The sequence below is a fragment of the Sphingomonas oligoaromativorans genome (assembly GCF_011762195.1).
In the GTDB taxonomy this organism is placed as follows: Bacteria; Pseudomonadota; Alphaproteobacteria; order Sphingomonadales; family Sphingomonadaceae; genus Solisphingomonas; species Solisphingomonas oligoaromativorans.
In genome coordinates this window covers 421208-433432 of record NZ_JAASQK010000001.1, presented here as the reverse complement: position 1 = coordinate 433432, position 12225 = coordinate 421208, and the positions used below count along the sequence as shown (strand labels likewise).

Genomic DNA, 12225 nt, shown 5'->3' with positions numbered 1-12225 from the left:
CATGACGACGACGAGCTACAAATCCGATCTGCTGCGCCTACTCGACGCGCGCGGCTATATCCACCAGGTCACCGATGCCGAAGGGCTGGACGACCTCGCGATGCGCCAGATCGTGCGGGGCTATATCGGCTTCGATCCGACCGCGCCTTCGCTGCATGTCGGCAGCCTCGTCCAGATCATGATGCTGCGCCGGATGCAGCAGGCCGGCCACAAGCCGATCGTGCTGATGGGCGGCGGCACCGGCAAAATCGGCGATCCGAGCTTCAAGGACGAAGCCCGCAAGCTGATGACGGTCGATACGATCGCGGAGAACATCGCCTCCATCAAGCGCGTCTTCTCCCGCTTCCTGACCTTCGGCGACGGCCCGACCGACGCCGTGATGGTCGACAATGCCGAGTGGCTCGACAAGCTCGAATACATCCCCTTCCTGCGGGACATCGGCCAGCATTTCTCGATCAACCGGATGCTGAGCTTCGATTCGGTGAAGCTGCGCCTCGATCGCGAGCAGTCGCTGAGCTTCCTCGAGTTCAACTACATGATCCTCCAGGGCTATGACTTCCTGGAGCTGTCCCGCCGCGCCGGCTGCCGCCTCCAGATGGGCGGCTCGGATCAGTGGGGCAATATCGTCAACGGCATCGAGCTGACCCGCCGCGTGGCCGGCGAGCAGGTGTTCGGCCTGACCTCCCCGCTCATCACCACGGCCGACGGCGGCAAGATGGGCAAGACCGCCAAGGGCGCCGTCTGGCTCAACGCCGATGCGCTGCCGCCCTATGATTACTGGCAGTTCTGGCGGAACACGCAGGATGCCGATGTCGGCCGCTTCCTGCGCCTGTTCACCGATCTCTCGATGGACGATGTCGTGCGGCTGGAGGCGCTCCAGGGCGCCGAGATCAACGAGGCGAAGAAGGCCCTCGCCGACGCCGCCACCGCGATGGCCCATGGCCCCGACGCCGCGGTCGAGGCCGCCGAGACGGCGCGGCGCACCTTCGAGGAGGGTGCCGCCGGCGATTCGCTGCCGACGCTCCGTGTCGATGGCGGCCGCATCCCGATCGTGCAGGCGCTGACCGTGATGGGCTTCGCCGCCTCCAACGGCGAGGCCCGGCGCAAGATCGGCGAAGGCGCGGTGCGCCTCAACGATCTCGCCATCACCGATCCGACTTTCGAGATCGTTCTCGAGGACGTGCCGGTGAAGATCAGCCTCGGCAAGAAGCGCCACGGCATCCTCCTGCGCTGAGGCCCGGACGCGACGAAGCGAAGATGGTGAACGGTTATTAAGTCTGATGATTGAGGATCTCTTTAGGAGGCGGGCGGACAATGGCCGCGCACCTTCCGAAGGGTTTCCGCATGGCTACGGCACCGTTCATCATCGAAAGCCGCCGCGCGCCACGCGACGTCGTCTCCTTCCGCGCGCCGCTCGACGGGCCGTCAGGCGCGCGTGAGACGGCGCTGGTGGTGGACATCTCGCCTTATGGCTTCATGTCGCGCACGTCCGCGACGCTCCAGCCGGGCGACCTGATCGCGTTGAAGCTGCCCGTCGTGGGCATGACCCCGGCGCGGGTGGTCTGGTCGCTGGGCGGGCGCGTCGGCGGCGAGTTCATCGCGCCGATCAACGACACGCTCTATCCGAAGATGCTGGCCAACGCCCCCAACGACAAGCCGGCCTGGAACGAGTTCTAACCGGCCCGGAGAAGGCCCACCGCCGCATCGCGTTCGAACAGATAGAGCAATATCCGCGCCGCCTGTCCGCGTGGCGCTTCCAGACCACCGTCACGATCCGTCAGCAACCGCGCGTCATCGTGCGCGGTCGGGATCAGCGCCGCCGTCTGCTGGGCATCGGCCAGCCGCGCGCCCTGCTCGCCAGACTGGCGCGTGCCGAGAATCTCGCCGCCACCGCGCAGCCGCAAATCCTCCTCCGCGATCAGGAAGCCGTCGTTGGTATCGCGCATCAGCGCCAGCCGCGCCCGTGACGTCTCGCTGAGCGCGCTCCCGCGCAGCAGCAGGCACACCGAATGCGCCGTGCCCCGCCCGACCCGGCCGCGAAGCTGGTGGAGCTGGGCGAGGCCGAAGCGCTCCGCCCCCTCGATCACGATCAGCGCGGCATTGGGCACGTCCACGCCCACTTCGATGACGGTGGTGGCGACCAGCACCGCCACCTCGTTGCGCTGGAAGGCCGCCATCACGGCATCCTTCTCCGGCCCCTTCATCCGGCCGTGGACGAGGCCGACTTTCTCCCCGAACATCTCGCGCAGCGCCGCCGCGCGCGCCTCTGCGGCGGCATCGTCGCCGGTCTCGCTCTCCTCGACCAGCGGGCACACCCAATAGGCCTGCCCCCCGCCCGCGATATGGCGGCCGACGCCCGCGACCACCTCGTCCATCCGCTCGATCGCGATCACCTTGGTCTCGATCGGCTGGCGGCCGGGCGGCATCTCGTCGAGGCGGCTGACGTCCATCTCGCCATATTGGGCAAGCGTCAGCGTGCGCGGAATCGGCGTCGCGGTCATCACCAGCATGTGCGGCGGGCGATCCGCCTTGCCCGCCAGCATCAACCGCTGGGCGACGCCAAAGCGGTGCTGCTCGTCCACCACGACGAGGCCGAGTTCCTTGTAGGTGACGGCCTCCTGAAAGATCGCGTGCGTGCCGACGAGGATATGGATCGATCCATCCGCGAGACCCATCAATGTGGACTCCCGCGCGCGCCCCTTCTCACGCCCCGTCAGGATCGCGACATTGAGGCCGAGCGGCGAAAGCTGGCGTTGCAGCGTCGCGAAATGCTGGCGGGCGAGGATTTCGGTCGGCGCCAGCAGCGCGCCCTGCGCCCCCGCTTCCACCGCCGCGATCAAGGACATGGTGGCGACCAGCGTCTTGCCCGAGCCGACATCGCCCTGAAGCAGGCGCAGCATCGGCGTCTCCTGTTGCATGTCGCCCTCGATCTCGGCGATGGCGCGGGCCTGCGCGCCGGTGGGCTTGTAGGGCAGGTCGAGCTTGGCGCGCAGCCGCCCGTCGCCGAGCAGCGCCCAGCCCTTGCGCCGCCGCGTCGACGCCCGCACCAGCATCAGCGCGAGTTGGTTGGCGAACACCTCGTCATAAGCGAGCCGCTCGCGCGCCTTGGCGTCCTGCGGGTTGCCGTGCGCGTGCTCCAGCGCCTCCATGAAGCCCGGCCAGCCGCGCGCGGAGAGCAAGCTCGGCTCGATCCACTCGGGCAGCGCCGGCACGCGCTCCAGCGCCTGCGCGACAAGCTGGGCGATGCGGCGCGAGGTGATCCCCGCTGACAGCGGATAGACCGGCTCGCGCTCGACGATCTCGCCCGCCTCTTCCGGCGGCACGACCTGATCGGGATGCACGATCTGGAGCGTCTCCCCATAGAGATCGAGCCGCCCCGCCACGACTCGCGGCTCGTTCAGCGGGAACTGCTTGCGCGCCCAGCCCGAGGCATTGCCGAAATAGACGAGGCTGACGGCATTCCCTTCCCCGTCCACCGCCCGCACCCGGAACGGCCCGCGCGGAGAGGAGGAACCGCGATATTCGGTCGCCGTCAGCGTCACGATCACGCCGCGCCCTGCATCGGCCGGGTCCAGCCGCTCGATCCGCCGCCGCTCGACCACGCCGGTCGGCAGATGGAACAGCAGATCGATCCCGCGCGTCAGCCCCAGCTTCGCCAGCGGCTTGGCGAGCGCGGTGCCCACGCCCTTGAGGGCTTCGGTTTCGGCGAAGAGCGGATTGAGGATTTCGGGTCGCATGACTAGATGGGCCTGTATCACAGCCGACGCGCGCGACCAGCGCTTGGCCGCCATTTTGACGTTGGAGCCTCCCTTTGGATCGCGAGCATCACCTGAAGCGCCTCGGCTTCCGCGCCTGGCATCGCGGCACGCGCGAGGCGGATTACATGATCGGCGGGCTGTTCGATCGCTATGCGGCCGAGTGGTCGGACGAGGAGATCGCCTGGTTCGAGCGGCTGATCGAGCAGGAGGATGTCGACATCATGGCCTGGGCGATGGGCAAGGAGCCGGTGCCGGCCGCCTTCGACGGGCCGCTGATGCGCACCATGCAGAAGCTCGATTATATCTCGATCCACTGAGTCCACCTTGACCGACAATCTCCAGCGTATCCTGAAGGCCGACCGGCCGCTCACCCTTTCGGGCACACCCGCGGGCTTCCTGCCCTGGCTGCTCGCCGACGTCACCCGCGCCGCTTCGGGGCGAGCGGTGTTCGTCGCCTCCGACGATGTGCAGATGCGCGCGGTGGCCGACGCCGCCCGCTATTTCGCGCCCGAGCTGTCTATCCTGAGCTTCCCGGCATGGGACTGCCTGCCTTACGATCGCGCCTCGCCGTCGCTGCGCTCGTCGGCCGAGCGGCTGGCGACGCTCCATGCGCTCCAGAAGAAGGCCCAAGGCCCGACGCTGCTGGTGACGACGGTCAACGCCGCCACCCAGCGCACGCTCACCCCCTTCCGCATCCGCCAGCTCGTTGCCAAGCTCGCGCCCGGTGAGCGGATCGACCGCGACCAGCTCGGCAAGCTGCTTCAGGCCAACGGCTATATCCGCACCGACACCGTCGCCGATCCGGGCGAATATGCGGTGCGCGGCGGTCTCGTCGATCTCTGGCCCTCGGGCGAGGAGATGGCGCTCCGCCTCGATTTCTTCGGCGACGAGATCGAGAGCGTCCGCCGCTTCGACCCCGTCGACCAGCGCACCGTCGACCGGATCGACGGCTTCACCCTCCTCCCCGCCTCCGAAGCCCTCCTCGACGAGGAGAGCATCAAGCGCTTCCGCACCGGCTATCGCGAGCGCTTCGGCGCGACCGCGACAGGCGATCCGCTCTATCAGGCGATCAGCGACGGCCGCCGCCTCGCGGGCATGGAGCATTGGCTCCCGTTGTTCGAGGAGAAGCTCTCCACCCTCTTCGATCATCTCGCCGACGATGACGTGATCGTCCGCGACGCGGGCTCGCCGGGCGCCGCGCAGAACCGCTTCGAGAGCATCACCGACTATCACGCCAACCGCGTGCGCGCGCAGTCCTCCGATCCGGGCAGCTACCGCCCGCTGCCGGGGGCCACGCTCTATCTCCCCACCGACGAGTGGGAGAAGCAGATCGCGGCACGGCCGATGCACCTCGCCACGCCCTTCCGCGAGCCCGAGAGCGCCACCGTCCTCGATTTCGACGTGGACGGCCCCCGCGATTTCGCGCCCGAACGGGCGGCGCAGGAGAATGTCTACGAGGCCGTCTCGGCTTACGTCGGCGCGCAGTCGCGCAAAGGCCGACGCGTTATCCTCGCGAGCTATTCGATAGGCTCCCGTGAGCGTCTGGCCGGGCTGCTCTCCGATCATGGCCTGCCGCGCGTGCCGCTCGCCGAAAGCTGGCAGGAGGCGATGGGCCTCGCCGCCGAGGCCGCGAAGAATGGCGGTGGCGCCGCGCTCTCCGTGCTGCCGCTCGACCATGGCTTTTCCGCGCCCGACGTGCTCGTCCTCACCGAGCAGGACATGCTGGGCGACCGCCTCGTCCACCGCCAGCGCCGCAAGAAATCAGCCGACGCCTTCTTGCAGGAACTGGCGACGCTCTCGCCCGGCGATCTGGTGGTCCACGCGGATCACGGCATCGGCCGCTATGAGGGACTGACCTCGATCCCGGTCGGCCATGCGCCGCACGACTGCGTCCAGCTCACCTATGCGGGCGGCGACAAGCTGTTCGTGCCGGTCGAGAATATCGACGTCCTCTCGCGCTATGGCTCGGAGGCCGACGGCATCGCGCTCGACAAGCTGGGCGGCGTCGCCTGGCAGGCGCGCAAGAGCCGGATGAAGGAGCGCATCCGCGAGATCGCCGGCGAGCTGATGGCCACCGCCGCCGCCCGCGCGCTGCGCCCCGCCGATGTCGCCGAGCCGGACACCTCCTACCCCGAGTTCGTCGATCGCTTCCCCTATCAGGAAACCGAGGATCAGGACCGCGCCATCGCCGAGGCGCTGGAGGATCTGGGCGCCGGCAAGCCGATGGATCGCCTCGTCGTGGGCGATGTCGGCTTCGGCAAGACCGAGGTGGCGCTGCGCGCGGCGTTCGTCGCCGCGATGTCGGGAATGCAGGTGGCGGTGGTCGGCCCGACGACGCTGCTCGCGCGCCAGCACTACACCAATTTCGTCGAGCGTTTCCGCGGCTTCCCGATGAACATCGGCCGCCTCTCGCGCCTCGTCGGCGCGGCCGAGGCGAAGAAGGTGCGCGATGGGCTGGCGGACGGCACGATCGACATCGTCGTCGGCACGCACGCCGTCTTTTCCAAGCAGGTGGAGTTCAAGCGGCTCGGCCTCGTCATCGTCGACGAGGAGCAGCGCTTCGGCGTCACCCACAAGGAGCGGCTGAAGGCACTGAAGGCCGATGTCCACGTCCTAACGCTGACCGCCACGCCGATCCCGCGCACGCTCCAGATGGCGATGTCGGGCCTGCGCGAGCTGTCGGTGATCCAAACGCCGCCGGTCGATCGCCTCGCGGTGCGGACCTATGTGATGCCGTGGGATCCGGTGGTGCTGCGCGAGGCGCTGCTGCGCGAGCATTATCGCGGCGGGCAGGCCTATTTCGTCGCCCCCCGCGTCGCCGACCTGCCCGATATCGAGCGCTTCCTGCGCGAGGAGGTGCCCGAGGTCCGCTATGTGGTCGCCCACGGCCAGATGGGCGCGATCGAGGTCGAGGAGCGGATGTCCGCCTTCTACGATCGCAAATACGACGTGCTGCTCTCGACCACGATCGTGGAGAGCGGGCTCGATATCCCGTCCGCCAACACGATGATCGTCCACCGCGCGGATCGCTTCGGCCTCGCCCAGCTCTACCAGCTCCGCGGCCGCGTCGGGCGCTCCAAGACGCGCGCCTACGCCTATCTCACCACGCAGGGCGGGCGCATCACCACCGAGGCCGCCGACAAGCGCCTCCAGGTGCTGGCCAACCTCGATACGCTGGGCGCGGGCTTCCAGCTCGCCTCGCACGATCTGGACATTCGCGGCGCGGGCAATCTCGTCGGCGACGAACAGAGCGGGCATATCAAGGAAGTCGGCTTCGAACTGTATCAGGCGATGCTGGAGGATGCGATCCTCGCCGCCAAGGCCGGCGGGACCGATATCCCCGAGGCCGACGTGGACTTCTCGCCGCAGATCACGGTCGATGCGCCGATCATGATCCCCGAGGACTATGTGCCGGACCTCGACCTGCGCATGGGCCTTTATCGCCGCATGAACGAGATCGAGGACAAGGCCGGCATCGAGGCCTTCGCCGCCGAGATGATCGACCGCTTCGGCAAGCTCCCCGAGCCGACGCGCAACCTGATCGACGTGATCGGCATCAAGCTGGATTGCCGCGTCGCGCGCATCGCCAAGCTGGACGTCGGCCCCAAGGGCGCGCTGGTGACGTTCGCGGAAGGTGGCTTCCCCAATGTGCCGGGGCTGTTCGCTTACGTCGAGCGATTGAAGGGGACGGCGAAGCTCCGCCCGGACAGCAAGCTGGTCATTACGCGCTCCTGGGGCGATCCCAAGGCGCGACTGCACGGCGCGGGCCAGTTGGCGAAGGGGCTGGCGAAGGCGGTGGGGTGAGCAGCAACGCTTGAGCGCCCTGATAGCCGCCTAGCCGTCACCCCAGCGGAGGCTGGGGTCCATGTCTCTCGCTATCGGCCCCATTGCTTATGGCGCCAGAGATAGATCCCAGCCTTCGCTGGGATGACAGAATTTGGTGGTTAGCTGCCGTACGGCTTTGGTAGCTTTCAACGCCTCCAAGCGGTCGGCATCAGCCGCGTGAAGACAATCACGCCCAAGATGGTGATGCCCGCCGCCACCGCTTTGTCGTAGTCGCCGAATAGACGCCAACCCGCGTAGCTGCTTGCGCCTGCGATCACCAGCGCGGCCACAAGCAGGGCTGCGATAACTCGCTCGCGCATGTTTGGCGGACGCGGGGACCATTCGTATTCGTCGGTGTCCATGCTCACACTATGTGCCCCAACAGGCAATCTCGCAACGACCGCTAGTGGGCAAGACCCGCCATCTCCCACATCCCCCTTGCCAGCGCCACCGCTTCCCGCGAAAGCATCAGCCCACGAGAGCGTTTCCGAGGAGCCCCCATGTCCGTCCAATCCGACCGCTGGATCCGCGAGCAGGCGATGGAGCATGGCATGATCGAGCCCTTCGTCGAGGCCCAGCGCCGCGAGGGCTGCATCAGCTACGGCCTCTCCTCCTACGGCTATGACGCGCGCGTGGCGGACGAGTTCAAGATCTTCACCAACGTCGACAGCGCCACCGTCGATCCCAAGGATTTCGCGTCCAACAGCTTCGTCGATCGCAAGACGGATGTGTGCATCATCCCGCCCAACAGCTTCGCGCTCGCCCGGACGGTGGAATATTTCCGCGTGCCGCGCGACGTGCTGGTGATCTGCCTCGGCAAATCGACCTATGCCCGCTGCGGCATCATCGTGAACGTCACCCCGCTGGAGCCCGGCTGGGAGGGCCATGTCACGCTGGAATTCTCCAACACGACGCCGCTCCCCGCCAAGATCTACGCCAACGAGGGCGCGTGCCAGTTCCTCTTCCTCAAGGGCAACGAGCCCTGCGAGATCAGCTACGCGGACCGCGCCGGCAAATATATGGGCCAGCGCGGGGTGACCCTACCGCGTCTCTGAAGGGCAGCACCTCTGACGGAAGATCAGACGGTCTGGTCGTCCGTGGGCGCTCCCGGACCGTTCTTCTTGATCGAGTCGATCGCATTCTGGGCCGAGGCCTTGCTCGAATAGCCCTCGGTCGCGAAAATGATCTCGCTATTGTAGACGAAGTTCACGCGGAACTCGCCGGCCTTGTCCTTCTTGATGACGAACTTGTGAGCCACGACAACCCTCCCTCATCATAACAGACGAGGCTAACCTACATCAGTCCCGGCGGGCGGCAAGTCCCGCTCGACATACTCCCGCCACAGCATCACCAGCACCGCCATCGTCGCCGGCCCGACGAACAGGCCGAGCAGCCCCAGCGTCTCGACGCCGCCCAGGATGCCGACCAGCACCCACAGAAAGGGCAGCCGCGTCGCCCCGCCGATCAGCGCGGGCCGCACGAAATGGTCCGCCACGCCGACCACGGCGAAACCGATCACGTTGACGAGGATCGCCGCCGTCACCGCATCCTGCGTGAGCAGCGCGAAGGCCGCGATCTCGAACATCACGGCGGCACCGAACGGGATCATCGCCGCGATCGCCGTCGCGGCGCCCAGCAGCAGCGGGTGCGGCACGCCCAGCGCCAGATAGGCGACGGCCATCACCGCACCCTCGCCGATGCCGACCAGCACCAGCCCGTCGATCGTCCCGCGCACCGACTGGACGACCTGTTGCCCCATCCGCTCGCCCGACGGGCCGAACAGACGGGATCCGGCCGACTTGAGCTGCCCCACCAGCATGTCGGCGTCACGCAGCAGGAAGAACAGCGCGAGCAGCGTGAACAGGAAAATGATGCTGCGGTGGATCAGCCCCTTGCCCACGATCTGGGTGTGATAGAGCAGCGCCCGGTTGTTGAAGCGGGCCAGTTCGGCCTGCGTCGCCTCGGGCGTGGCGAGATGCTGCTGCCACCAGTTCACCGCCGCATCCCGGCCGAAAGGGATGGAATAGAGCCAATGCGGCACGGGAATACCGCTTTCGCGCGCGACGGTCAGCCAGCGCACGAGATCCTGCGCCTCGGACGCCGCACGGATGATGCCGAGGCTGACGGGCACGAGCACCAGCAGCGCCACCACGAGCGTGGTGATCGCCGGGAGGGTGACACCGCCCCGCAGATGCGGCCAGCGCCGCTCGGCACGTTCGTAAAGCGGAGAGATGGCGATCGCGATCACCGCCGCCCACACCAGCGAGGCGAGGAAATCGTGGATGATCCACACACCCAGCGCGACCAGCCCCAGCGCCAGGATCAACCGCGCCCGCTTCTGCCTCGGCAAGGGTTGGCCCACCATGTCCACCCGTCCTTCCGTCATCTCTTGCGCCCCTGGTGGCGGATGTTCGAGGGCCGCCCCCGCCGCCCGACAAGCGGGCGACTACCAGGCTTGCGGCGCAGGTTCCCCCGCATCGGCATGTGGTTCGCGCCCTCGGCCAGCTCGAAGCGCAGCGCGCCGCTCGCGACATTGGCCTCCACCAGCCGGAGCGTGATGGTCTGGCCCAGCGTGAAGCGCTCGCCCGTCTCCTCGCCGATCAGGCTGTGGGTGGTGGCGTCATGGTGGAAGCGCTCGGCGCCCAGCGTCGAGACCGGCACCAGCCCATCGCCACCCAGCCCCACCACGGTCGCGAAGAAGCCGAAGCTCTGCACGCCGGTGATCCGCGTGTCGACCAGCTCGCCCACCTTGGTGGAGAGATAGGCCGCCACATAGCGATCGATCGTCTCGCGCTCGGCCTCCATCGCGCGACGCTCGGCCTGGCTGATCTTCTCGCCGAGATCCTCCATCCGGTTCGCGTCATCAGCCGTCAGCTTCGTCTCCTCCACCGCCGGCTTCAACCCATAGGCCCCCACCAGCGCGCGGTGGACGAGCAGATCGGCATAGCGGCGGATCGGCGAGGTGAAATGCGCGTAGCTGCCCAGCGCAAGGCCGAAATGGCCGATATTGTTGGGTGAATAGACCGCCTGCATCTGCGTGCGGAGCACCTGCGTCATGATCTCCGGCCGCTCGACGCGATCGGCGATGCTGTCGAGGATTCGGTTGAACGTCTTGGGCCGCACCACCTGGCCCAGCGCCAGCGGCACGTCGAAGGTGCCGAGATAATCCTTGAGCGCGACCATCTTCTCGCGGCTCGGCGTCTCGTGGATGCGGTACATGACCGGCGCCTGCTTCTTCTCCAGCGCGCGCGCGGCGGCGACGTTGGCGGCGATCATATAATCCTCGACCAGCCGGTGCGCGTCGAGCCGTTCACGCGGCGCCACCGAGGCGATGCGCCCCTTCTCGTCGAGCTGGACCCGCTGTTCGGGCAGGTCGAGTTCGAGCGGCTCGCGCTTGTCCCGCGCCTTGGCGAGCGCCGCCCAGCAGCCCCAGAGCGGCTTCAGCGCATCCTCGGTGAGCGGATGGCTGATCGCCCCGTCGAAGGCCGCCTGCGCGTCCTCATAGGCGATCACCGCCGCGATCCGCACGATCGCGCGGGTGAAGCGGAAGGCGGTGACATTGCCGTCCTTGTCGACGGTGAGGTGGCACGCCATCGCCGCGCGATCCGCCCCCTCGCCCAGCGAGCAGACATCGGCCGACAGCACCTCGGGCAGCATCGGCACGACGCGATCCGGGAAATAGACGCTGTTGCCGCGCTTCCGCGCTTCCTTGTCGAGCGGGGTGCCGGGGCGGACGTAGAAAGAGACGTCGGCGATGGCGACGATCGCCTTCCAACCGCCTTCATTGACGGCATCGTCGTCGGGGGCGGCCCAGATCGCGTCGTCATGGTCGCGCGCGTCGGCAGGGTCGATCGCGACGATGGGGAGGTGGCGCAGATCCTCGCGCCCTTCGCCGAGCTTCTGGCGGGCGCTGCGATCCGCCTCCTCCAGCGCGGCTTCGGGGAAGACGTCGGGGATGCCGAACTTGTGGATCGCGATCAGGCTGAAGCTGCGCGGGGCGAAGGGATCGCCCAGCCGCTCGACGACGCGCGCCATGATGCGCGGCGGGCGACCCGCCTTCTCGGCCAGCACGAGATCGCCGACATCCGCCTCACCGACATCCGAGATGGGGAGGTCGTGCCGCTCTCGCTTGTCCACGGGGCGCAGCCACAGCCGGTCGCCCTCCTTGTGGACGACGCCGAGAACCTGCTCTTCGCCCTTGGCGAGCTTCTTGAGCAGGTGCGCGACCATGCCGCGCCCGGCTTCCTCGGTGCGGGCGAGGATGCGGTCCCCCACGCCCAGCGCACCCTGACGCCGGCCGCGCTCCATCACGCGCAGGCACGGCGGCGGCGTGCCTTCGGCCACCCAATGCTCGGGCACGGCGATCACCTGATCCCCATCGACATCGACGATGCGCAGCACCGTCACCTTCGGCACGCCGCCCATCTTGTGGAAGGCGCGGCCGGGGCCGAGATCGATCAGCCCTTCATCGGCCATGTCCTTGAGCAGGGCCTTCAGGCGAATCTTCTCATTGCCCTTGAGGCCGAAGGCGCGCGCGATCTCGCGCTTGCCGGCGGGCTGATCGCTCTCCTCGATGAAGCGGAGGATCTGCTCGCGGCCCGGCAGGCCGGGAGGGGTGGTGGTCTTGGAAAGCTTGGGCATC

At 67.8% G+C, this 12225-nt stretch carries 10 protein-coding genes; 5 read left to right on the top strand and 5 right to left on the bottom strand.

Translation table 11 applies throughout. The features are described from left to right. Position 1 precedes the first annotated feature (1 nt). Both tyrS and FHS98_RS02205 read left to right on the top strand, forming a co-directional pair. Positions 2–1234, top strand: a complete 1233-nt coding sequence (tyrS, locus tag FHS98_RS02210; protein WP_167099126.1) for a tyrosine--tRNA ligase — start codon at positions 2–4, stop codon at positions 1232–1234. 110 nt (positions 1235–1344) lie between these two features. Continuing rightward, positions 1345–1677: a PilZ domain-containing protein gene (locus FHS98_RS02205; protein ID WP_167099123.1), complete on the top strand. Its 333-nt coding sequence runs from the start codon at positions 1345–1347 to the stop codon at positions 1675–1677. On the opposite strand, the gene recG is transcribed toward FHS98_RS02205, so the two are convergent. After that, positions 1674–3737: an ATP-dependent DNA helicase RecG gene (recG, locus tag FHS98_RS02200; RefSeq protein WP_167099120.1), complete on the bottom strand. Its 2064-nt coding sequence runs from the start codon at positions 3735–3737 to the stop codon at positions 1674–1676. The genes FHS98_RS02205 and recG overlap by 4 nt on opposite strands. A 74-nt stretch (positions 3738–3811) precedes the next feature. Between recG and FHS98_RS02195 the strand changes: the two genes are divergently transcribed. Together FHS98_RS02195 and mfd are read left to right on the top strand one after the other, a co-directional pair. Beyond that, positions 3812–4075 carry an FAD assembly factor SdhE gene (locus FHS98_RS02195; protein WP_167099118.1) on the top strand — a complete coding sequence of 88 codons (264 nt, stop codon included), beginning with the start codon at positions 3812–3814 and terminating at the stop codon, positions 4073–4075. Positions 4076–4082: 7 nt separating this feature from the next. Beyond that, complete coding sequence (gene mfd / locus FHS98_RS02190) at positions 4083–7562, top strand: transcription-repair coupling factor (RefSeq protein WP_167099115.1); 3480 nt, start codon at positions 4083–4085, stop codon at positions 7560–7562. Positions 7563–7729: 167 nt separating this feature from the next. Here mfd and FHS98_RS02185 read toward each other — a convergent pair whose 3' ends face one another. Beyond that, complete coding sequence (locus tag FHS98_RS02185) at positions 7730–7945, bottom strand: hypothetical protein (protein ID WP_167099112.1); 216 nt, start codon at positions 7943–7945, stop codon at positions 7730–7732. Positions 7946–8083: 138 nt separating this feature from the next. On the opposite strand from FHS98_RS02185, the gene dcd reads away from it, so the two are divergent. Further along, positions 8084–8638 (top strand): dCTP deaminase, encoded by a 555-nt coding sequence (gene dcd / locus FHS98_RS02180; protein ID WP_167099109.1) that lies wholly within the window; start codon positions 8084–8086, stop codon positions 8636–8638. 23 nt (positions 8639–8661) lie between these two features. Here the strand turns inward: dcd and FHS98_RS02175 are convergent, their stop codons facing one another. From FHS98_RS02175 to rnr, 3 genes are read right to left on the bottom strand one after another with little or no spacing between them, the layout of a single operon-like run. Beyond that, positions 8662–8841: a DUF1508 domain-containing protein gene (locus tag FHS98_RS02175; protein ID WP_167099106.1), complete on the bottom strand. Its 180-nt coding sequence runs from the start codon at positions 8839–8841 to the stop codon at positions 8662–8664. A gap of 30 nt (positions 8842–8871) precedes the next feature. Next, positions 8872–9969: an AI-2E family transporter gene (locus FHS98_RS02170; protein WP_243847805.1), complete on the bottom strand. Its 1098-nt coding sequence runs from the start codon at positions 9967–9969 to the stop codon at positions 8872–8874. Continuing rightward, the gene (gene rnr / locus FHS98_RS02165; protein WP_167099104.1) at positions 9966–12224 is read right to left on the bottom strand and encodes a ribonuclease R; all 2259 of its coding nucleotides are present in this window, start codon (positions 12222–12224) and stop codon (positions 9966–9968) included. The genes FHS98_RS02170 and rnr overlap by 4 nt, the downstream gene beginning before the upstream one ends. Position 12225 lies beyond the last annotated feature (1 nt).